Source organism: Niallia endozanthoxylica (assembly GCF_008710145.1).
GTDB classification, from domain to species: Bacteria; Bacillota; Bacilli; order Bacillales; family Cytobacillaceae; genus Bacillus_BD; species Bacillus_BD endozanthoxylica.
This window is the reverse complement of record NZ_VYKL01000020.1, coordinates 25,272-48,452: the sequence shown is the minus strand read 5'-3', so window position 1 is coordinate 48,452 and position 23,181 is coordinate 25,272. Positions and strand designations below refer to the sequence as shown.

Genomic DNA, 23,181 nt, shown 5'->3' with positions numbered 1-23,181 from the left:
AAGTCTCTTTTTTAGGTACTATAATGATTAGTTCTAATTACATAAACTGCGTTGACAGGGAAAAGTACAATGAATTTTTGCTTTTAGAGAGGAAGACCAATAGCTGAAAGGTTTTCTAAGTGAAACCATTGGAAAGTCACCCTTGAGCTTCTTTTGCGAAAGAAGATGAACCTTTGATTAGTAAAAGACGGAAGACCCGTTATCGATGTAAGTGCCGGCTAGCTTTTTTGTGCCGGAAAAAAGGTGGTACCGCGAACTACAGCTCCATTCGTCCTTTTATGACGGATGGGGCTTTTTTATTTTAGTAGGGTGTCAGACACCGTAATACATAGGAGGATAAAAGATGGAACAAAATGAATTAACAATGCCGACTAAATATGATCCTAATTCGATTGAAAAGGGCAGATATCAATGGTGGTTACAAGGGAAGTTTTTCGAAGCGAAGGATGATCAGGAAAAAGAGCCGTATACGATTGTGATTCCACCGCCAAACGTAACAGGGAAGCTTCATTTAGGTCATGCATGGGATACGACACTTCAAGATATTCTTACTAGAATGAAACGTATGCAAGGCTATGACGTTCTATGGCTGCCAGGGATGGACCATGCAGGGATTGCCACACAGGCAAAAGTAGAGGCTAAACTACGTGAAGAAGGAAAAAGCCGCTACGATTTAGGCCGAGAGAAATTCCTTGAACAAACATGGGCTTGGAAGGAAGAGTACGCAGGATTCATTCGTGAGCAATGGGCAAAGCTTGGACTTGGACTGGATTACACTCGTGAGCGTTTTACAATGGATGAAGGTCTTTCAAAGGCAGTGAATGAAGTATTTGTAAAATTATATGAAAAAGGCCTGATCTATCGCGGAGAATATATTATTAACTGGGACCCGGCAACCAAAACAGCGATTTCTGATATTGAAGTTATTTATAAGGATGTCCAAGGGGCATTCTATCATATGAGATATCCGCTTTCAGACGGGTCAGGTTCGATTGAAGTGGCTACAACACGCCCTGAAACGATGCTTGGTGATACAGCAGTTGCCGTTCACCCAGAAGATGAGCGCTATAAGCATTTAATTGGCAAAACTGTTATTCTGCCGATTGTCGGCCGTGAAATTCCGATTGTTGGTGATGATTATGTGGATATGGAATTTGGGTCCGGAGCTGTAAAAATCACACCTGCCCATGATCCAAATGATTTTGAAGTGGGTAATCGTCATAATCTAGAGCGTGTACTTGTGATGAATGAAGACGGGACGATGAACGCAAGAGCCGGTAAATATCAAGGGATGGATCGTTTTGAATGCCGTAAGCAAATTGTGAAAGACCTTCAGGAACAAGGCGTTTTATTTAAAATTGAAGATCATCTGCATTCGGTTGGACACTCAGAGCGCAGCGGTGCGGTGGTAGAACCTTATCTTTCCACGCAATGGTTTGTTAAGATGCAGCCATTAGCTGATGCAGCGATTGAGTTACAGAAGCAGGAAGGTAAAGTCAACTTTGTGCCAGATCGTTTTGAAAAGACTTATCTACACTGGATGGAAAATATCCGTGATTGGTGTATTTCCCGTCAGCTTTGGTGGGGCCATCGAATTCCTGCCTGGTATCATAAAGAAACAGGTGAAGTATATGTCGGCGCTGAGGCACCTAGTGACAGCGAGAATTGGCAGCAGGACAATGATGTATTAGACACATGGTTCAGCTCTGCCTTATGGCCGTTCTCAACGCTTGGTTGGCCTGATCAAGATAGTGCTGACTTTAAGCGTTACTATCCAACAGATGCTCTTGTAACAGGCTATGATATTATTTTCTTCTGGGTATCACGGATGATTTTCCAAGGAATTGAATTTACAGAACAGCGTCCATTTAAAGATGTTCTTATCCATGGGTTAATTCGTGATGCGGAAGGCAGAAAGATGAGTAAATCACTGGGCAACGGTGTAGACCCAATGGATGTTATTGACCAATATGGTGCAGATGCTCTTCGTTATTTCCTTGCAACAGGTTCATCACCTGGACAGGATTTACGTTTCAGTATGGAAAAAATTGAAGCAACGTGGAACTTTGCCAATAAGATTTGGAATGCTTCCCGTTTTGCCTTAATGAATATGAATGGATTGAAATATGAAGAAATTGATTTAAGCGGGGAAAAATCAGTTGCTGATAAATGGATCCTAACGCGATTAAATGAAACGATTGAGCATGTCACAAGACTGTCTGACCGTTACGAATTTGGTGAAGTTGGTCGTGTGCTTTACAACTTCATTTGGGATGATTTCTGTGACTGGTATATTGAAATGGCGAAACTTCCGCTATATGGAGAAGATGAAGCGGCAAAGAAAACAACTCGTTCTATCTTAGCCTATGTACTAGATAACACGATGCGTCTATTGCATCCGTTCATGCCATTTATCACCGAGGAAATTTGGCAGAACCTTCCTCACTCAGGTGAATCCATTACGGTGGCTGCATGGCCTGAAGTGAATGCTTCCTTTACCGATGTGAAGGCTGCAGAGGAAATGAAGCTCTTAGTAGAAATCATTCGTTCTGTACGTAACAGCCGTGCGGAAGTAAATACGCCAATGAGCAAGAAAATCAATATGATTGTCAAAGCAAAGGACCAAGATGTGCTTGCAACGCTTGAGAATAATAAAGCGTATCTTGAGCGCTTCTGTAATCCAGAGGAATTGACGCTAGCGACTGAGGTTGCGATTCCGGATAAGGCCATGACATCTATTGTGACAGGAGCAGAAATCATTCTTCCGCTTGAAGGCTTAATCAATCTGGATGAAGAAATTGCCCGTCTTGAGAAAGAATTAGATAAATTAAATAAAGAAGTGGAACGCGTACAGAAGAAACTAAGCAACCAAGGCTTCGTAAGCAAAGCACCAGCAAAGGTCATTGAAGAAGAAAAAGCAAAAGAAAAAGATTATACAGAAAAAAGAGCGGCTGTTGAAGAACGCTTAAAGGAATTAAAAGGCGAATAAATAAAGTGAAACTTCCATCAGTGGTTTTTTTCTATCCTCCACTGATGGTTAGTTGAACCAATCGGACCTTTACGGGCAGTTGATCCCCGACTTATCTTCTTTTGTATACTCAGAATCTTGAGATGGGGGTCTTACTGCCCGTTAAGAGTGGGATAAATCTGGTGTCAGGCACTATAAATGGACAAATGTCTTTTTGATGTGCCTGACACCTTTATGTTAAGGAGATGCAACGATGTTTCAAACATACGAGGAAGCACTGCACTGGATTCATTCCCGGCTTCGTTTGGGGATTAAGCCAGGATTAATGAGAATGGAATGGATGATGGAGAAGCTGAATCATCCAGAGCGAAGAATTAAGTGTATACATATTGGCGGAACAAATGGGAAAGGCTCCACGGTTACATATTTACGTTCTATTCTTGAACATGCCGGTTTTCAGACTGGAACCTTTACCTCTCCCTATATTGAGCAGTTTAATGAACGAATCAGCTTAAATGGTGCTCCGATTGCAGACGAGGAAGTAGTGGAGCTGGCAAATAGGATTTACCCTCTTTCTGTGGAACTGGAAGCAACGGAACTTGGCGGACCGTCTGAATTTGAAATTATTACAGCGATGGCGATTTATTATTTTGCTGAAGTACATCCAGTCGATATCGTGATTTTTGAAGTAGGTCTTGGCGGGCGTTTTGATTCAACGAATGTCATTCATCCGCTTTTGTCGATTATTACAAATATAGGTTTGGATCATACGCAATTTTTAGGGAACAGCTATGAAGAAATTGCGTTTGAAAAAGCGGGAATTATTAAAAAAGAAAAGAGTATCATTTCGGCCGTTAAACAGCCTGAGGCGAGGGAAGTCATTGTGAAGCGGGCAAGAGAATTAGAGGCTCCTATTTATTTATTGAATGAGGATTTTTCCATTAAGGATCATAAATCTGTTGAATCAGGTGAAGTATTCTCTTGGCAATGTAAAAATCTGGAGCTTAAAGATGCTGCCATTACAATGTTTGGTAAACACCAAACGGAGAATGCAGCATTGGCGATAATGGCTGCGAATCTCCTCGAACAGGAACATGGTATCCAAATACAGGAAAAGGATATTCGAGAAGGGTTGAAAGCCGCTTTTTGGCCGGGCCGATTTGAGATGGTTAAGCAAAATCCGGTCTTGATTCTAGATGGTGCCCATAACGAAGAAGGAATTACTGCTTTGACAAACGAGCTGACGAAAAGATATCACGATAAAAAAATCAAAATCATCTTTTCCGCATTAGCTGACAAAAAGCTAGATAAGATGATTGAGAAATTGGATAAGACAGCTAATGAAATCACGTTTGTCAGCTTTGATTATCCTAGAGCATCCACAACTGAGGCGTTGTATAGCTTGAGCAGTTCTAAGAAAAAGTATATGCAGGACGATTGGAAAGACGCGATTACGAATGAATACATGTTGCTAGACGAAAATGAAATTTTGGTAGTAACGGGTTCGCTATATTTTATTTCACAAGTTAGACATTTTCTTCGAGAATCAACTTTGTAAATTGTCTTTAAAATTTATTTTCATTAAGTGTATATATATACTATTTTGTGATAGGAGTTGTCAGGGATGACACTCCTTTTTTTATATATTTTTATAACTTTTTGATTAAAATCAAAACTTTGCAAGGCACGATTATTAATCATAAAAATTCAGTCTTTTTTACTAGGTTTAACAGCCAATCTTACTAACTGCAACTATTAATAAATATGGAGAATTGATATAATAATAGTAATATAGGCATAGAATATTTAATTTTTGAACATAGAAAATATAAAAAAGGAGGTAACCTCTATGAGAAAGGAATTAAGAGTATTTTCAGTGTGTTTGACCATATTATTTTTAATAATATCTTCATTCTCATATCCATTAGTAACAAAAGCTGATGGACAACCGAGCGTTGACTTTTCCGTAGTTCCTGCAGCAAATGACTATACATTAAATGCAGATGGTGAAGCAAAAGGGAATCTTAATATAGCCATTACTCCCAAGGGAAATGTTAATCAAGTAGAGAGAGAGCCGATTGATGTTGCGTTTGTTCATGATACATCAGGTTCAATGAATGATAACTTTGATGGGATAAGAAAAGCAGTTAGTGCCCAAAGTGCAATCAATAAGGCTATTAATTACTTTCAGTCTAATAACAAATCGGGTGATAATTTCTATTTTATCCCTTTTAGTGATGGTGTCCGTACTAAGGGTGATGTTAGAGCAGTGGAAAGTTTAAAAACGATTGAACAAAGAGCCAGGCACTTAGATAAATATAACAATAATATGGGTGGCACCAATTACACACAAGCTCTTGAATATGCTAAAAATCTATTGACTCAAAGCAGCAATAAGAATAAATATATTATTTTCTTAACAGATGGGGAGCCAACTGTATTAAGTTATAATAAAAGGAAATATGTTCTATATACAAACGGTAAAGCTCTGTATGAAGGAGAGACTTCTAGTAAGAACTATCAAAAGACAAAAGATTTCATTCATAGTAAGGCGTTACAAACGAGTGAACAATTATCTCAAAGTAATATAACGATGTACAGTATTGGTTTTGCGAGAGAAGACGAAATTGACTTTCAATTATTAGAAAATATGTCAAGAAAAACGGGTGGAGATGCAGTACATGCAACACCTGCCAATCTAACAAGTATTTTTGAAGACATTTCAAAGAAAATTGATAACTATACAATTAGCGGCGAAGTAAATGTTGATTTAAAAAAATTTAATGGAAATGTAGCAGTTGATCCAATGTCAAACGCCGTTGTTGATGTGAATCAAGTTGCACATATACCATTTAAATTTAATTTTCCAGTTGGAAAGCAGCCAGACCCAAATTCATTAATAACATCCTTACCGTTAATCTTTAAAAATGCTGGCACATATACCTTTGATAATATAAAACTTGAATATGATGGAACATCACCAAAAGTCCATCAGCCATTTACAATTACAATTAAAAAAGACATGAATTCAATACCTGGTGCTGCATTTTCGGTTCAACCATCGGCAGAGGAATTTGTTAAACCCCCAAACGAAAATGCAAGAGGAAATATCAATATTACTGTAATTCCAAAGGGAATGGCACCAAAAGATGAAAGATTGCCAATTGATGTGGTTTTTGTTCATGACACATCGGGATCAATGGCATTTACACTTAATGGAGTTAGAAAAGATACAACAGCAAAAAATGCCTTAAAATCTGCAATCAAGTACTTTGAAAATAATGCTAAACAAGAGGACAGATTTTTCTTTGTTCCATTTGATAGTAATGTTAGCGATAAAACGAAATGGGTAGGCGGATGGGGAGGCGGATGGCTCAATCTTCAGCCGACAACGGGACTATCTAGTATTAAAAACGTGATAGAGTATTTAGATTATTTTTCAGAGGGAGGAACGAATTACACTCAGACACTGAGTGAAGCAATGAAAAAGTTTGATAGCACACTTCGGAATAAGTATGTTATTTTTCTGACTGATGGAGAGCCTAGCGTTTTGTATAAAACTAGTAAAGACTATTATATGTTACACTCTGATGGAAAATCCGGTTATAATGCTGGAGTTTACTTTGATGGTAGTAGAAAATACAATGAAACAAAAAAAGTAATAGAATCAGAAGCTTTAAATTCAGCAGCTTTACTAGGTGCTAGGAATATTACCATGTATAGCATCGCTTTTGCTAATGAAGGGGAAGTTAATTTCCAATTGTTGCAAGATATGTCAAGTAAAACAGCTGGATATGCTGTTAAAGGAAATCCTGATAATTTAACAAGTGTTTTTGATGCAATCTCTAAAAAAGTGAATTCAACAACCATTTCGGGGAATGTAACGATTGATTTAAAAAAGTTTAATGGAGAAGTGATTGTGGATCCAACTTCTAATTTTATAGCAGATAGTAATCAAGTGGTTCAAATACCGTTTAAGATTACGTTTCCTGTTGGAGAAAAACCAGATCCAAGTTTAATTCAGCAATCCTTGCCGTTACAATTTAAAAAAGCTGGTACGTATGAATTTAAAGATAATATTATGATGACTTATACAGACGCGAATGGTAACAGCAGGTCTTTTCCTAATAATCCTTTTACTGTTGTTGTAAAAGACGAAACGGCACCATATTTCTTAAATGAGGTTGATAGTCTAGGAAACGCCAAATATTCACCAGATGGTTTGGTAAAGTTTGGAGATAAAGATTCGGAGACTAATGAATTTACGGTGCAATATAAATTAATTCCAGACACCGTTTTTACTTCAGTGACAAAAGGTACCATCAGCAATTTGAAGATTGTTCAGCCAATACCTGAGGGAATATCATTAGCTAATACCGAGCAAATCAAATTGTATAAAAATGGTGAACCGGCAGAAATAGCTGGTGCTGAAGTAAGAATCATTAATAATGGAAAAGATATAGAAATTAGTCTAGGCAGCAACAATATTGCCTATGAATCTGGTAAATTCTCAATCGATGATTATACTGTACAATTAAAATTAAAAGCGGATTGGGCCATACCGTTAACAACCATGCCGCAAGCTGCTTTGAGCTTTGTTGATTCTCGATTTGGAGATCAAGTACAGACACTCAATATTGATGAACAACTAATATCTATGAATGTTCATTTACTTAAAATGGGTGCGCAATTTAGTGAATATATCGGTGATTATTTAGGTTCTATCACAAAAGTTACAGAGGATGGAGAGGTCATTGCTGAAACACAGCTTTCTAATGATCAAGGAAAAATACAAAAACCAGTAAAAGCAATGAAGCTGATTAACGAAGGTCATGCTATCGAAGTCACATACTATGATGATACTACTGCAGTTTTAATGCTAAAGACTGATTTTAAATTAAAAAATCTTTCTTTAAGTGAGGACCTTCAACCTGGAGCAACGACAAAAGGTCGTGTCGGCTTTAAAATAACAGATAAAATTTCAGGTGAGGGTGTTGTATACGAATATCAGCTTATTTCAAACGATTCACAGACGGAGTGGGCGGCATTTGACCCAACCGATTATATTGAATTGCCAAAGAATTTAAAAGGAGAGATAACCATTCAGGTTAGAACAAAAGGCGGATTTTCTCTTAATGACAATCCAGTTGCAAAAACAATCACTATCATTAAAGAATCTGTTGTCGTTGACCCAAATCCAATTGAATTAAATGTAGGTGATTCAGTTAAACTGAATATAAAAGTAACACCTGAAGATGGAACAAATCGCGAATTTAATGTATCGCTTTCAGATGAATCCATTGCTAAATATGAGAATGGGCAACTTGTAGGATTAAAAGAGGGTCATACAAAGTTAATTGTTACGACTACAGATATTGCTGGTGATGAGATTAAGGAAGAGGTACCGGTTAGAATCAACCCAGTATTAATTACTAGGATAACTGTTACACCAAATCCTGTTCAAATGAAAAAACTGCATGAATTTAGTGATTTTATTATTAACATTGAACCAACAAATGCATCAAATCAAAATCTCATTTGGAAATCTTTAAATCCATCCATTGTTTCCATCTTGGGGCCAAACCATATCCAGGGTAAACAAACAGGAACAGCAGAAATTGAAATTAGAGCTGATGATGGCAGTGATGTGAAAACCACTATTACGGTAAAGGTAGGGTCCCCACTGGAAGGAATCAATGTTCCAGATGAAATAATCATTGAAAAGGGTGCTACTGATAAGAACGTAAATGATTATATTACCTATCGTCCATCAGATGCTTCAAATATTGAAGGTACTCCAACCTTTAATTCTACAAATGAGAATATACTTGAAGTAGAATCAGATGGGGAGATTATTCCAAAACGATTGGGTGAAGCAGATATTGAAATTACAGTAAAAGATGATAGTAATAATAAGTTTTCTGCTGGTATGACAGTAAAAATTGTAGAGGAAAAATCGAGACCAAATAATGATGATAAATACTAATAGGTCAGAGAATAAGAAAAAAGCCGATAGAAACATATCGGCTTTTTCTTATTCTTTTTTCATTAAATCTGTCATTACTTCTAATTGATTAATCTTAGGGAGACCCTGTTCTTGGTTCATAAATAGTTTTTTATTATTTTTTATAATGAGTCGTGAGGCGGTTTCATTATCATTATCTGTAAACTTTATACCTGTACCCTCATCCTCAGCAGAACCGCGATATGCGTTAACTTCTAAGTTTCCACGGGCAAAAATGCCGCCTTCAACATAAAGATAAGAACCCATTGCATAAACTTCAGCATCTTGATTGGTATAAAGATAGGCTTTAATAGAGCTTTTGTCTTCTGTAAATTTATTGATTCTTGCGATTTCTAGTTGTCCTTGTGTCATTAAAATTAACTCTCCATCATTTAAACCTTTGATATCTACATTGTTGATTGTCGTATTTCCAAAAACGTAAATTGTCGAATTGAAGTTAATTGCTCCTCTTAATGTTAAATCCCCTGTGACAAGGATATTTGCTGAAACATTCATTGGGTCTCTACCGATATTTTCAATAATCGCATTTCCATCAAAGACTAGCCATTTTGATTTATCAAGCGTTAGGTTGTCTATCTCAATATAGGTATCTTCTTGACTTGGACTGACATATAAATAACCTTCGATGGAAGGATCGTTGTCAATGTCTTTAAATGATGTAATTAGCTTCACTGATGAACGACTCCTGCCGTTAGCAATCATTTGATTAATGTCCATGTTGTAGGGATTAGCATTATCATCAACAAAACCTGCTGTCTGAAGCTTTTCTTTAAATGTTTTTTCAATATCAACTTCAACAAATTCGGTATTATCTTTTGAATAGGTTGGCGAAGTAGGATCAAATGCATCGTCAAGATTTTCTAGTTTTAAAGAATGGAATGAACCGTTATTTTTCGTTTTTTCAGAGTAACAATTATAGTTGCAAAGGTCTATATTTTCATTTTCTAGGAATAATAAGCTTTTATTACTAGCGACAGACGGGAAGGTTGTTTTTTCTACTAAATCATCGCCATTAAATATATATTTTGCTTCATTAGCGATAATTATTTTATCACTAGCATAGATATTGCCTTCTTCTACATAAGTAGATCCGTTAAGAGTTAACGTTCCTCTTGAACCGACCGCATATTTAAGAAAGCTTGGCATTCCGGTTATATAGACTTTTTGGGTATAGTTTCCACTGGTTACTTGCAATACTCTTGTAAAATCTTCGCTCTCGTTAATGGTTTCATAGGTATTGCTAATATTAGCAATTTGATATTGATACTTATTATCTATGATGTCATCTTGAATAAGATTCTGATAGGCCCGAATCGACATATCAGGGTTTTTTATATTAAATTCTTGATTGATTGTTTCCTTAATATAAGCAACCGCTTCATTAAGATGACGAATCGCATCTAAATCATTCGTAACCTGTTCTTCTCTTATTTCTGTCCTTTTTGCCCCTCCAATACTAGTGGATATAATGGCAAGACCTAGTACAGTAAATACCATCAGCATAAGCATAACAACTACTAGTGTTGAGCCGCGTTCATTTTTTATCATATAATAACCCCCATTAAAACCCGAAAGAACTCTCCAATTTTAAGGGCTTTGTTTTAAGAAAACTAGATAAATTTTCACTATTATCTCCTATGATTAGCTTTAACTCTATTCTCCCATGTACACCATTGCCATTACTATCTAATGATGTGGGTGTAAAGGAAATTGATGAAGATTCACCATTCAAGGTTGTAAACCTTGAACTATCGGATGAAAGTTCCATTCTTTCTATAGTATCTTCTGAAATCGGATCTACTTCTTCAATATAGAATTTTTCATTTTCAAAATAAATGAATATACGGTATTCCTTTTCTTCTGTTTCTTCAACAATGTAATGATTAACTGTTTTTTGTTTGTAGCGGACCATTTCAATACCCTTAGCTTCGGCTGTCTCATATTTAGCTATATAATTTGGTGGTCTGTTATACATCTCGTTAAGAATCATCGTCGCAACATAGTCAGCGTCGTCTCGCAGCTGAGCTTCAATGCCTGTTTTTTGATAAAGCTTTAATCCTGTAGTAAAGACACTATAAATGCCTCCGGATACAATAGCCATTATAACTAGGGTTGCTAAAACTTCAACTAAAGTTATGCCACGTTGTGATGAGAGTATTTTTTTCATTTTTTTATGACTCCCTCAACTGTTGCTGTTTGCTTATTCTCATTCCAAGTAACTGTCACCTTTACAGGGATAAGATAGTCTGATAGACTTTCGTGTTTTTGCAATGTGACCGTTGTTTCAAATGGAGTATTATTGATGGTTGTTGAAAAGAAACCATGGCAAACTTTAACTTCTTCACTGCTAAAATTTAATGTTGGATCAGCGCAGCTATTATAAGTCATTGTTGAAGCCTCTGAATTTTTACTAATGTAATTACTAAATGTTTCATAGTCTTGCTGCTCAAAATAATAAAGCACATTCTTTGCCACATTTATTCCAACCGTTTTATCCTCATTTTTTTTTGTATAGGAATAGGCTTGATTAAAGAAGGATAGGAATGAGGTTAAAATGATGGCTAAAATGGTTATCGATACAAGAACTTCTACTAAGGTTAGCCCATTTTCACTATAGCGACTTTTGTCATTCAATCTATCTCCCCCTTTGTTCCTATTAGGTAAACCATTTATTTTTATCTATTTTTTCATTATTTTACAGCAAATCGAGTAATTGCTTGCTTTTAAAATACTTGAGTTTATTATACAATATTCAAAGAGTCGATACATGTATAATTATGTTGAAAAATGGGTTTTAGGAAGTGCAAAAGTCACGTGTATAATTCGCACTCTGTTCTTTTGGCCTATTTTAAATAAATACAAACGGTTTTATTAACTTAAATTGAAAAAGGGAAAGTAGGAAAATAGTGCTTAAAAGGAGGGGGGGCGGTAGGCAAATGAATGTTGTTATTTTTTCATTATTATCAATGGTCATACTCATTCCCATCATTTATTTTATTCCTCTTAAAATAACAACAAAGGGCAAGCTGATTATTGTTGCAGCTTCTTTGGGGATTTCTTTAATTTGTGGCTTGTTGACAAAATTATTTTTGTCATTGTGGCAAAGTATTTTATTGATCATTGCATTAGTCATGCTGCTTACGTTGATACTATCAAAAAGATTTTCGTCATTTTTTGTAAATAAGTCTGAAACAACTGAAGCAACGATGATGAAAGAAGATGAAGAGGATGAAATCGTAACGAAAGAAGCGCAATGGCTTCACCCTGAAGAAAAATCAGAACTTCCATTCTTAGGGGAGCAACAAGCAGATGACTTACATGCACATTCGATTCATGATAAAGGACTAAATCAGGATGCACTTCTATTTGAAGACCATGAGAAGAGTCCGGAATTTGAGTTAGAACTGTTAGATTCGTTTAACAGAGAAGAAAGTCCATTATATGATATAAAGCCATTCAATTCAAATGACGAAGAAAAAGATAGGGTAAATACTCTTGAACAAAAGGATAAAGCCATATTCACTGATGATATATTAAATAATGAAAATGTCTCCATTAAAAAGGACGAACTACTTGCTGGTGAGAACGAATGGCTGGACAATTTAGATGTAATGGAGCCATTTAATTTAAATAGTGAAGAAAAAGATAGGTTAAATACTGATATTGACCAACAGGATCAATCAAACCTCACTAAGGATGTATTAAATGATGAGAACTTTTCCATTCAAAAGGACGAATTACCTGCTGTTGAGAATGGTTGGTTGGACAATTTAGATGTTATGGTTGTAGATGAAGCGGAGTTATCTTCTTCCATAGATAATAATCTTGAATCTGTACAAGATGACAAGAATCCTTCTGATCGGAGTACGAGTTACTTATCTGAATTAGAAAAAGTGATGCTGTCTGAAAACTCGCTGGAGGAAGACAGTAAGGATAATACTGAATTGATAATAGATGAGGATATGCTAGTAAACGTAGATGAGCTGGAAATGTTATTGAAAAATCATCCCCAATTAGAGGCGAATGAACAAGTTGCGGTGTTACTTGAAACTCCCGAGGATATAGAGGGGAATTCTACCCTTGAAAGTCTAGAGATTATAGAGGAGCCAACGGCTTTTGAAACTTTAGAGGGTATAGAAGAATTTTCTAATCTTGAAACCTTAGAGGTTATAGAGGAAATTTCTAAACCTGAAACCCTAGAGTCTAAAGAAGAACCAACGGCTTTTGAAACTCTAGAGTCTAAAGAAGAACCAACGGCTTTTGAAACTCTAGAGGCTATAGAAGAACCAGCTGTCTTTGAAACTTTAAAGAATATAGATGACCAATCAATCCTTGAAACTTTAGAAGATATAATAGAACCATCTGTAACTGAACATAGAGAAAATACAAAAGAAGTATCTGTTCTAGAGAATGAAGAAGATAACATAGATGATTTCATACTTGAAGAGGAAGAAAAAGATGGTGTTTCAGAGAGAACGGAGTCCCCAACGGCTGAGACAGAAAAGAAGGATTATCATCCAATCCCTCTAGTTGAACAAGAGGATGTGGAAGTTGACTTACAGGAGACTGTTGTAAATGAGGAGACTGAAAATACTCTTATAGGTGAAGTACCTGAACATCTTCCTATAGATCATGAAACGGACGATAGTACTGATATGACAGCAGAGGATGACAATGTTCTAAGCCAAACAGAGGAACAAATAGGGCTGAATGAGCAGCAAAAACAAGTATTCCAAACGATGCTTGTACAGGCGGATATTTCGAAAAAAACACTTGAACCTGATCAATATGAGCAAATGTTGATTAGCTTTTTAAGTAATAAGTTACCAGCAGTAGAACAATATACATTGTCTTTGTTACTAGCAGAGCATTATATTAAAATAAAAAATGAACAATTGTTATTACAATTACTAGGGCAAATGGAGGATGAATTTTCCCATTTTCCAATTTTGTTACAGGAAATTCATTATTTACAAGAGCAATATGTTAAGAAGTAATTTATTATAGTATTATATTTTTTCTTCCTGTATTGTAATAGTCATAATTCAATAATTAGGTGTGGTGAAATAAATGAAAAGCAGTGCACAAATCATTAGCCTTCCCATTATTAGTATTTCAGATGGGGTACAGGTTGGAAAAGTTCGTTCATTAGTTTTAAATCCTGAAAAAGGCTCGATTGACTTTTTAACAATTGAGCATGAGGACTGGCAAGCAAGCATTAAAGCTATTCCATATAAAAAAGTAATTGGTGTCGGTGAGTTTGCACTGACAATTGAAAGCAGCAACGCAGTGATTGATTTAAATGAGATTCCTATTGCTAATCAGCTTGTAAACAAAAAAATCCAGATTAAAGACACTCGGGTTATGACAAGAAAAGGCCAGCTGCTTGGAGAGGTTTCGGAGTATTTTGTTGATGATGAAACGGGTCAGATTCTTGGGATGGAATTAAAAACACCCAATCAACAGTTAACCATTTCATCTGAATTTGTACTTACTTATGGAAAAGATATTTTGATTGTAAAAGAAGAGGCAACTCAAAACTACATTACTAATGCCAATGAACTTGACCCAACAAAAGAAAGTACGGCTGCTGTTAATGAAGCTGTAAATGATGTGAAGGAAAGCATCTATATCCTACCAGTAGAAGAAAGAAAAACAGAAGATAATGAACTAGCCTCTTTAAAGAAAAAGCAAATCGACTTATTAAATGGAAAAAGATTATCAAAAACGATTTATGATTCAAATGGGAACGTACTATTTGATAAAGGAATTACACTAACACCTGAGGATATCATGAAAGCACAAAATGACAGTCCAAGTACGGTTGTTGAATTATCCATGAATGTGGAAGCTTAATAAGAAGGGAATTTTTAAGCCTTGTCTATTTGATTTTATCATGATGGACAAGGCTTACTTCTAATTCATGTTAGAAAGTTTTAATATTATTAGAATATTATCTGAAAATTATTGAACTCTATGTGCAATAAATAGGATGAAGGGATATGGGAATATTTTCTATCTTCTTTATTATTAGTATATACTAGTGTAAAATAACTAGTATATTATACTCATAGAAATAGGAAAATGGTTTCATAATAAACGAGGAGATATAGGTCATATGGGGAATAAGCAGACGTTAGGATTATTTATCATTCTACTTCTTTGTACAACTTATATTTTTAGCTTTTCCCATTTTGGTAGTCTAGCATATGATTCAGTGATGGGCAGTGATGATAAATTTTCTGAAGGAACAATGATTGGTTCCGTATCCATAGAAGGTATGACTCGAAATGACGCGCTTCAAGCAGTAGAAGAGGCGTTAACAAAATGGCAAAAGGAAACAACTTTGACAATTAAATATAGGGAGAAAGTCATAGGGGTTAACAAGGATTATTTCATATTTGATGTTGAAAAAACGGTCATGCAGGCTGAACGAGGTCAACAAAATGAGATGGTAGTAAAGGTAGTTTCTCTAGAAAAAACTTTAACAACTCTATCATCAAGTCTTAACAGCAGTGATATAAATATGAACGATTTAGAATCACAAATGCTTGTAAATGCTAAAATGCTTCAGTCTGGAAGCTATGAAGTACGTCTTGAACCATTCTTGACGAATACAGAAGAAAAGCAGGCTGTCATTAATGAGTCGAAAATTAATCTGGAAGAAACGGTGGCAGATTTGGAAGGACTAGCAAGTGAAAAAATGGAAGTGGGATCATTAGCGCAATTTTCACTGCTTCAATATCTCAAGGATCAAAAAATAAAACTTTCGCCATTATCTTTAAATAAGCTGGCTACTGCTATTTATGAAGTGGCTTTGCCAACTAACTTTGTGATGATTGAAAGACATATAAGCAGCGAACTGCCTGAATATGCAGAACTTGGATATGAAGCGAAAGTAGATGATAAGCTTCAATACGATTTAATATTCTCAAATCCGAACGAGATTAGTTATTTTATAGAATTTGAGAATGTGGATAGCACCCTTACTGTTTCACTTAAAGGGCCTGAGTTTCTAAATCGATATGAGATTAAGCTGGAAGGCAAGGACAGCTTTAAACCAAAGGAAATCGTCCAATTTAATCCACAGTTAAGTCCAGCAGAGAGTTCTGTAAAGGAAGAGGGAAAAGAGGGGCAAATCATTAAAGTGTATCGGGAGCACTATGATGAAAATGGCACCTCTATTAAAAAAGAGACCATTTCAGAAGATTTCTATCCGCCAATTCATCGAGTTGTCGTTCGGGGCTTAATCCAGAATAAAGTGGATTCGACTATGAATGAAGAGGAAGATAATGACTCAAATAATGAAACAAACGATTCATCCTCTGAAGAAAACGAAGATGATAATAAGAAGAAAGAAGACAAAGTATCAACAGATACTTCCGAAGATAAAAAGGATGCAGCAACTGATCCGTCAGCAGAAGGGACAGTAGAGTAGTCACTCAATTACAAACGAATAGCTAGAGTAGACAAATAGAAAGTGAATTCTTTCTAAAAATTATAAATATGTGCGGTGAGGTTAATGATGAAGCAAACCCGTAAACGGCTTGGAGACTTACTCGTTGAATCAGGTCTTATTACAGAAGAACAGCTTCAAATCACATTAAATGAAAAAAGCCCTGGTCAAAAGCTTGGAGATGCTTTGCTGCAAAGAGGATTTTTAACAGAACAGCAGCTGATAGAGGTATTGGAATTTCAGCTTGGAATCCCTCACATCAGTTTATTCCGTTATCCAATCGATACAAAGCTATTAAATTTAATTCCGAAAGAAATGGCAAAACGGAACCAGCTTATACCGCTCAAAAAAGAGGGAGACAGGCTGTTGGTTGCGATGGCTGATCCAATGGATTTCTTTGCCATTGATGATTTGCGTCTGACAACAGGATTTCAGATTGACCCGGCGATTGCAACAAAAGATGATATCTTAAGGGTTATTAACAAGTATTATAACGTTGAAGACGGCTTCGAGGAGCTGCTTGGAACTCTTCCAGAGGGCGGTGAGGCCGCACAGGAAGAAACTATGACGGCTGAAGATTCACCGGTTGTCCGCCTTGTGAACCAGCTATTATCCAATGCTGTAGTCATGAAAGCAAGTGATATTCATATTGATCCCCAGGAAACGAAAGTAGCCATTCGATATCGTATCGATGGTGTTTTGAGAACAGAAAGAGTACTGCCAAAGCATATGCAAAGTCTTTTGACGGCAAGAATTAAAATCATGGCTAACTTAGATATTACAGAACACCGTGTCCCACAGGATGGACGTATAAAGGTTAACTTGGAATTTCATCCGATTGATCTCCGTGTATCCACATTGCCAACGGTATATGGCGAAAAAATTGTTATGCGGATATTGGATTTGGGCAGCTCCCTAAATGACATTAATAAACTAGGTTTCAATAGCCTGAACTTAAAACGAATCATCAATATGATTGAAAAGCCTACTGGAATTGTCCTGATTACTGGTCCTACAGGCTCAGGGAAATCTTCTACACTGTATGCGGCTTTAAATAAGCTGAATAGTGAAGAGGTAAACATTATTACGGTTGAAGATCCGGTAGAATACCAGATTGAAGGGATTAACCAAATTCAGGTTAACACGAATGTAGGGATGACATTTGCCGCAGGGCTTCGTTCCATTCTTCGTCAAGATCCTAATATTATCATGGTTGGGGAAATTCGTGATAAAGAAACGGCCGAAATTGCAGTCCGTGCGTCATTAACTGGACACTTAGTATTAAGTACAATCCATACAAATGACTCGCTTGGAACGGTCAATCGATTAGTTGATATGGGTGTAGAGCCATTCTTAGTGGCTTCTGCATTAAGTGGAATTGTTGCTCAGCGGTTAGTAAGAAAAATCTGTCGTGATTGTGCAGAAGAACAAGCTCCTACAAAAAGGGAAATTGAGATTTTTGCTAAAAGAGGCCTAAAGGTAGATAGAATTGTCCGCGGGCGGGGTTGTTCTTCCTGTAATATGACTGGATATAAAGGCCGGATTGCTATCCATGAGGTGCTAGTAATAACCGATGAGATGAGAAAGGTCATTATGAACGGAGATTCTTTTCTCAAACTCAGAGAGTTAGCGATTAAGAACAAAACGATTTTTCTTATTGACGATGGATTGCTTAAGGTGAAACAAGGACTGACAACGACAGAAGAAATATTACGTGTGGCATTACCTGAATAGAGGTGCAAAAGTATGAAAGAAAAGATTGACCATATACTGCGAGTAAGCTTTGAGTTAAAGGCATCTGATATTCATTTAACAGTAGGAGTTCCGCCTATTATTAGAATCAATGGGGAATTAAAGCAACTTGGCAAAGAAGTATTAAATCCTCATGACACAGAGGAGATGGCACAGGCCATCATTCCAATGAACATGTGGGAGACATTTAAGGAAACAGGCGAGCTAGACTTTTCCTATGGTATTCCAGGTGTTTCCAGGTTTCGTGTGAATACGTATTTTCAGCGATCATGCATTTCCTTGGCATTAAGAGTGGTTCCATCGAGAATCCCAACGCTTGAGGAATTGAAAATGCCTGATGTGTTAAAGAAAATAGCCGAAAAACCACAAGGGCTCGTACTTGTAACAGGGCCGACCGGAAGCGGAAAGTCGACAACATTGGCATCTATTATTCAGTACATGAACCAGACAATGAGAAAACACATCATTACATTAGAAGATCCGATTGAGTATTTGCATAAGCATGGACACAGTATTATTGATCAGCGCGAAGTGGGATTTGATACGAAGGATTTTGCTAATGGACTGCGAGCGTCTTTAAGACAAGATCCTGATGTGATTCTCGTTGGAGAGATGCGTGACTTAGAAACGATTCAAACGGCGATTACAGCAGCAGAAACAGGGCATTTAGTCTTTGGGACCCTGCATACGTCAAGTGCACCAACAACAATTAACCGGATGATTGATGTTTTTCCGCCATCACAACAGCAGCAAATAAGAATTCAATTGGCTTCTGTGCTTGTTTCTGTTATTTCCCAGCGGTTATTTCAAACAGCAGATAGACAAGGCCGCAGGGCAGCAACAGAAATTCTTATTAATAACTCGGCTGTGGCCAATCTCATTCGGAATGAGAAAATCCATCAAATTGCGAATGTAATGCAAACTTCACGTGCAGCCGGTATGCATACTCTTGAGACAAGCATCATGGAACTTATCCAATCCGGTGCGATTTCTAAAGAGACTGCAGAACCATATTTACAGGAGAGTATGAGTTAAGATGGCACGCTTTAAATATTCAGGCAGGGACCGTAAAGGAAAGAAACAAGGCGTAATTACGGCTTCTTCAAAAAGAGAAGCGATGCAGAAGCTGCGGACAGATGGCGTAAGAGTACTAGAAATGACGGAAATCCCGGAGACCTTGTTAACAAAGGATATTTCCATTGGCTCACCTGTGAAGCTCCAGCATATGGTGATTTATTTACGTCAGTTTTCAACTCTCATTAAAGCGGGTGTCTCGATTGTTGATTCAACAAGGATTCTCGCACAGCAAACAGAAAGCAAAGCATTGAAAAAAGCGCTCCTTGATATGGAACAGGATCTAACAGAAGGAAGGCCGTTATCGGAGGCGGCTGCGAAGCATAAAAAAATCTTTTCTGTGATGTTCATTAATATGATTCGTGCCGGTGAAGCAGGCGGAAATATGGATGACACATTGGAACGTCTAGCGGTTCATTTTGAAAAGCAACACAATACAAGGTCAAAAATACAATCGGCACTTGCCTATCCGGTTGTTGTTGGAATTATTGCGATTGCTGTTGTTATTTTTCTGCTCGTATCAGTTGTACCGACATTTGTGGATATGTTTGCTGATTTTGGCGGGGAGCTGCCAGCGATTACTCAGTTTGTCTTGGGTGCAAGTAATTTTATGCAGAAATTCTGGTGGTTAATGGTCAGTTTAATGATTGCCTTTGTCGCGTTCATTATGGTTATTAACAAGAATAAGAAAACAAAATATTATCTTGATTATTTCGTTTTAAGAATTCCTATTTTTGGAAATATGTTACAGAAGGCTGTGCTGGCACGGATGACTAGAACATTGAGTTCGTTATTTACAAGTTCTGTACCAATTCTTCAAGCGATGTCGATTGTCGAGAATGTAGTTGAAAATGAGGTTATTTCACGGGTTGTTCGACAATCTCGTGATTCATTAGAAAGAGGCCAATCATTAGCAGAGCCGATGAAAAAACATTGGGCTTTTCCTCCGCTAGTTTCACAGATGATTGCCATCGGAGAAGAGACTGGTTCACTGGATTCTATGCTTGGAAAAGTAGCTGATTTCTATGAACAGGAAGTAGAAAATAGTACGGACCGTTTGAAATCGCTCATTGAGCCGCTAATGATTGTACTGCTTGCCGGATTAGTAGGAACAATCGTGACGGCAATCATGGTACCAATGTTTGAGATTTTCAATCAAGTTGGTTAAAAATTGAAAAAATTTACGAAAAAATTCATATATTTTTGACAGAATATGTGATATTGTGACTTAAAATTTGGTAGAGTATAATGGTAATAGTTAAAAATAACTATAATAATATTTTAGTTTAAAAGGGGAGAAAGAAATGTTGAAAAGTATCAAAAGGCATTTAAAGGATCAACGCGGTTTGACCTTAATTGAATTGCTTGCAGTAGTTGTTATTTTGGGGATTATTGCAGCGATTGCCATTCCTAGTATTGGTAATATTGTTGCTAAGTCAAAATTTGATGCATCAAAAGCAGATGCATTGCAAATTATCAACGCCGCCACAATGGCTGATGCTGCTGGGGAAGAGGTAAATGCCACTAATACAGCAAAGTATCTTGATATAACTCTAGATAATGTGGAAGAGAATTGGACAATTGCTAAGGATCCCGGTACCAACGTAATTACACTATCTGTAACTTTTAAACACCCGGATAAAAGTGGTAGTGCACCAATACTAAAGGACAAAACACGTAGTGATATTAATAAGATGGATTATGATAATAAAACTGCAATAAAACCAGCGACTTAATTAATATTAGGGTTTAGAATTATATAATACTGTAGCTTAGGTTACTTTTATTTTAACCTTGAGACAGTAGTGTGGATAAAAGTAAGTATCTATTCCTAAATCTTATTTAGAGTATATTTAATAAATTAAGATTTAAAAATGGAAGTGTAGAGTTGAACATTTTAAATTTATTAATATTGTTGTATGGTCTAACATTAGGCTCCTTCTACAACGTAGTAGGCTTGCGCGTTCCAAAAAATAAATCAATCATAGCACCACGCTCATCCTGTCCGAACTGTCACCATCAGTTAACAGTGCTTGAGTTGATACCTGTGCTGTCCTATGTAATTCAAGGGGGGAAATGCCGTAAATGTAAAGTCGGCATTTCTCCTATTTATCCATTAATAGAGTTTATAACAGGGTTATTATTTGTTTCTGCTCCACTTGTTCTTGGTTGGACAGTAGAACTACTTGTCGCATGGACGCTTATTTCTTTATTTATGATTATCTTTGTATCTGATATCGCGTATATGCTAATCCCTGATAAGATTTTACTAGTTTTTGCAGGGATTTTTTTAATAGAACGAATCTTTATTCCGCTAAGGCCTTGGTGGGATTCTTTGTTAGGAGCAGCAATCGGATTTACACTGTTGCTGATTATTGCGATTGTCTCAAAAGGCGGTATGGGCGGCGGGGATATTAAGCTATTTGCGCTGATTGGTTTTGTTGTCGGGACCAAAACGATGTTATTATCATTTATGTTAGCTACGTTCTATGGAGCGTTTTTTGGCATTATTGGACTGTTATTCAAGCTTGTGAAGCGGGGAAAACCGATTCCATTTGGCCCATTTATTGCTGCCGGAACGCTCACAGCCTACTTTTTTTATGAAGAGATTATTGGCTGGTATCTGCAATTTTTATTTAGATAAGAAAGTATAACTTTTTAAACTTTGATAGCGTTCTAGCTTCAGCGGCTAGTGGACTTCAGACTTCCTTCTACGATAAGGAAACATCGAATCACGTTAGCGCGTTCTTCGTGTTTCCTTTATCTCAGTCCGAAAGTAAGAGGAACATCGACTAAAGACCGACACGTCCTGTGGCGAACGTCGATGTCAGCACATCCTGTGTAAGTCAGTCCACACATCGCTCAGCAAGGCGCCTGAGCTTTTCTTATTTTAGGTCTTTAGTGAAAGGGTTTTATTATGCCTTTATCCTTTTTATCTCCGAAAAAACGAATTGTGAATATGATTATTACGGATCATTTCATCCGTTATGTTGAGTTAAAACAAGCAAACCCTCCCATTGCTCATAAATTTGGCGAACGTATGATTCCTGTTGGAGTGATTAGTAATGGGAAAATTCAAGATTATGAAACACTCGTAATGATCTTGGAAGAATGTCTGCAAGAATGGAAGATTCAGAAGCGGCAAGTACGCTTTTTAGTTCCTGAATCCTTTGTTATTATTCGTAAATTGAATATTCCTGCGAATGTGCAGGATGACGAAATAAAAGGTTATTTGTATTTAGAATTGGGTTCGAGCATCCATTTACCGTTTGATGAACCTGTTTTTGATGCAGTCGTCCTATCGTCTGATGCAGAGAAAAAAGAAATTCTTATTTTTGCTGCACAAGAAGAAAATGTCATGGAGTATGCTGATTTATTTTCAGAGGTTAAATTAAATCCTGTCGAAGCAGAAATTTCACCGCTTGCACTCTATCGTTTGTATTATCATTTGCAAGAGGATAAAGAGAATGGAGATTTACTTGCTGTTCAATTTGATATTAATACAGTAAATATTTGTATTTTTGAAAACCATATTCCATTTTTTATGCATCATCTGCCAATTGAATTTGATGTGGAAAAATGGGAAGCGAAATTAAATCGGGCAGAGCAATATGAGTTAAACTTTATAGGAAAACAAAGTGACTTAGATTATCAGTTTGAAGATATTTATAAAGAAATTAACCGCTTGATGGATTTTTACCGCTATTCCTTACACCAAGGGAAGAAGAAAGTGTCAAAGATTTTACTAAATGGAGATCATCCAATGATTGAAAAGATTCAAAGCGATTTTAAAGACCGTTTTGATATTCCAATTGAGACCATTTCACTTGAGGGGATTCAGGATGATCACAGCTTGCCATATACACATTATCTGGCATTAGGGCTTGCATTAAAAGGGGGGTAAAA

General features: G+C 36.7%; 15 protein-coding genes and 1 other annotated feature. Of the genes, 12 read left to right on the top strand and 3 right to left on the bottom strand.

The window, feature by feature from the left end:
* Positions 1 to 42 precede the first annotated feature (42 nt).
* Positions 43 to 279, top strand: a binding site (T-box leader).
* Between the two features lie 64 nt (positions 280 to 343).
* From F4V44_RS13680 to F4V44_RS13670, 3 genes are all read left to right on the top strand, one after another.
* Entirely contained in the window at positions 344 to 2,989 is a 2,646-nt protein-coding gene (locus F4V44_RS13680; protein WP_150440585.1) for a valine--tRNA ligase, read from the top strand.
* A gap of 232 nt (positions 2,990 to 3,221) precedes the next feature.
* Positions 3,222 to 4,526: a bifunctional folylpolyglutamate synthase/dihydrofolate synthase gene (locus F4V44_RS13675; protein ID WP_150440584.1), complete on the top strand. Its 1,305-nt coding sequence runs from the start codon at positions 3,222 to 3,224 to the stop codon at positions 4,524 to 4,526.
* 291 nt (positions 4,527 to 4,817) lie between these two features.
* Positions 4,818 to 8,954, top strand: coding sequence for a VWA domain-containing protein (locus F4V44_RS13670; RefSeq protein WP_150440583.1), 4,137 nt, complete (start codon positions 4,818 to 4,820; stop codon positions 8,952 to 8,954).
* Between the two features lie 48 nt (positions 8,955 to 9,002).
* On the opposite strand, the gene F4V44_RS13665 is transcribed toward F4V44_RS13670, so the two are convergent.
* The 3 genes from F4V44_RS13665 to F4V44_RS13655 are packed head-to-tail and all read right to left on the bottom strand — an operon-like array spanning position 9,003 to position 11,627.
* Positions 9,003 to 10,541, bottom strand: coding sequence for a hypothetical protein (locus tag F4V44_RS13665; RefSeq protein ID WP_150440582.1), 1,539 nt, complete (start codon positions 10,539 to 10,541; stop codon positions 9,003 to 9,005).
* A gap of 13 nt (positions 10,542 to 10,554) precedes the next feature.
* Positions 10,555 to 11,160, bottom strand: a complete 606-nt coding sequence (locus F4V44_RS13660) for a PilW family protein (RefSeq protein ID WP_150440581.1) — start codon at positions 11,158 to 11,160, stop codon at positions 10,555 to 10,557.
* Positions 11,157 to 11,627 carry a type II secretion system protein gene (locus F4V44_RS13655; RefSeq protein ID WP_191090677.1) on the bottom strand — a complete coding sequence of 157 codons (471 nt, stop codon included), beginning with the start codon at positions 11,625 to 11,627 and terminating at the stop codon, positions 11,157 to 11,159. The genes F4V44_RS13660 and F4V44_RS13655 overlap by 4 nt, the downstream gene beginning before the upstream one ends.
* A 302-nt stretch (positions 11,628 to 11,929) precedes the next feature.
* On the opposite strand from F4V44_RS13655, the gene F4V44_RS13650 reads away from it, so the two are divergent.
* The 9 genes from F4V44_RS13650 (at position 11,930) to pilM (ending at position 23,179) form a co-directional block, all read left to right on the top strand.
* Positions 11,930 to 13,990: a hypothetical protein gene (locus F4V44_RS13650; RefSeq protein ID WP_150440579.1), complete on the top strand. Its 2,061-nt coding sequence runs from the start codon at positions 11,930 to 11,932 to the stop codon at positions 13,988 to 13,990.
* A 73-nt stretch (positions 13,991 to 14,063) separates the two neighbouring features.
* Positions 14,064 to 14,849, top strand: a complete 786-nt coding sequence (locus tag F4V44_RS13645; protein WP_150440578.1) for a PRC-barrel domain-containing protein — start codon at positions 14,064 to 14,066, stop codon at positions 14,847 to 14,849.
* A gap of 262 nt (positions 14,850 to 15,111) precedes the next feature.
* Positions 15,112 to 16,431: a G5 domain-containing protein gene (locus tag F4V44_RS13640; RefSeq protein WP_150440577.1), complete on the top strand. Its 1,320-nt coding sequence runs from the start codon at positions 15,112 to 15,114 to the stop codon at positions 16,429 to 16,431.
* Positions 16,432 to 16,515: 84 nt separating this feature from the next.
* Positions 16,516 to 18,183: a GspE/PulE family protein gene (locus F4V44_RS13635; protein WP_191090676.1), complete on the top strand. Its 1,668-nt coding sequence runs from the start codon at positions 16,516 to 16,518 to the stop codon at positions 18,181 to 18,183.
* 12 nt (positions 18,184 to 18,195) lie between these two features.
* The gene (locus F4V44_RS13630) at positions 18,196 to 19,236 is read left to right on the top strand and encodes a type IV pilus twitching motility protein PilT (RefSeq protein ID WP_150440576.1); all 1,041 of its coding nucleotides are present in this window, start codon (positions 18,196 to 18,198) and stop codon (positions 19,234 to 19,236) included.
* A 1-nt stretch (position 19,237) separates the two neighbouring features.
* The gene (locus tag F4V44_RS13625) at positions 19,238 to 20,443 is read left to right on the top strand and encodes a type II secretion system F family protein (RefSeq protein WP_150440575.1); all 1,206 of its coding nucleotides are present in this window, start codon (positions 19,238 to 19,240) and stop codon (positions 20,441 to 20,443) included.
* Between the two features lie 136 nt (positions 20,444 to 20,579).
* Positions 20,580 to 21,011, top strand: a complete 432-nt coding sequence (locus F4V44_RS28285) for a type IV pilin protein (RefSeq protein WP_150440574.1) — start codon at positions 20,580 to 20,582, stop codon at positions 21,009 to 21,011.
* Between the two features lie 158 nt (positions 21,012 to 21,169).
* Complete coding sequence (locus F4V44_RS13615; protein ID WP_396897500.1) at positions 21,170 to 21,919, top strand: prepilin peptidase; 750 nt, start codon at positions 21,170 to 21,172, stop codon at positions 21,917 to 21,919.
* A 273-nt stretch (positions 21,920 to 22,192) separates the two neighbouring features.
* Positions 22,193 to 23,179 (top strand): type IV pilus biogenesis protein PilM, encoded by a 987-nt coding sequence (gene pilM, locus F4V44_RS13610; protein ID WP_150440572.1) that lies wholly within the window; start codon positions 22,193 to 22,195, stop codon positions 23,177 to 23,179.
* Positions 23,180 to 23,181: the final 2 nt, after the last annotated feature.

Bases quoted from the DNA above. Each gene is read 5' to 3' on its own strand.
- F4V44_RS13680 (WP_150440585.1), top strand. From the start codon at position 344: ATGGAACAAAATGAATTAACAATGCCGACTAAATATGATCCTAATTCG.
- F4V44_RS13675 (WP_150440584.1), top strand. From the start codon at position 3,222: ATGTTTCAAACATACGAGGAAGCACTGCACTGGATTCATTCCCGGCTT.
- F4V44_RS13670 (WP_150440583.1), top strand. From the start codon at position 4,818: ATGAGAAAGGAATTAAGAGTATTTTCAGTGTGTTTGACCATATTATTT.
- F4V44_RS13665 (WP_150440582.1), bottom strand. From the start codon at position 10,541: ATGATAAAAAATGAACGCGGCTCAACACTAGTAGTTGTTATGCTTATG.
- F4V44_RS13660 (WP_150440581.1), bottom strand. From the start codon at position 11,160: ATGAAAAAAATACTCTCATCACAACGTGGCATAACTTTAGTTGAAGTT.
- F4V44_RS13650 (WP_150440579.1), top strand. From the start codon at position 11,930: ATGAATGTTGTTATTTTTTCATTATTATCAATGGTCATACTCATTCCC.
- F4V44_RS13645 (WP_150440578.1), top strand. From the start codon at position 14,064: ATGAAAAGCAGTGCACAAATCATTAGCCTTCCCATTATTAGTATTTCA.
- F4V44_RS13640 (WP_150440577.1), top strand. From the start codon at position 15,112: ATGGGGAATAAGCAGACGTTAGGATTATTTATCATTCTACTTCTTTGT.
- F4V44_RS13635 (WP_191090676.1), top strand. From the start codon at position 16,516: ATGATGAAGCAAACCCGTAAACGGCTTGGAGACTTACTCGTTGAATCA.
- F4V44_RS13630 (WP_150440576.1), top strand. From the start codon at position 18,196: ATGAAAGAAAAGATTGACCATATACTGCGAGTAAGCTTTGAGTTAAAG.
- F4V44_RS13625 (WP_150440575.1), top strand. From the start codon at position 19,238: ATGGCACGCTTTAAATATTCAGGCAGGGACCGTAAAGGAAAGAAACAA.
- F4V44_RS28285 (WP_150440574.1), top strand. From the start codon at position 20,580: ATGTTGAAAAGTATCAAAAGGCATTTAAAGGATCAACGCGGTTTGACC.
- pilM (WP_150440572.1), top strand. From the start codon at position 22,193: ATGCCTTTATCCTTTTTATCTCCGAAAAAACGAATTGTGAATATGATT.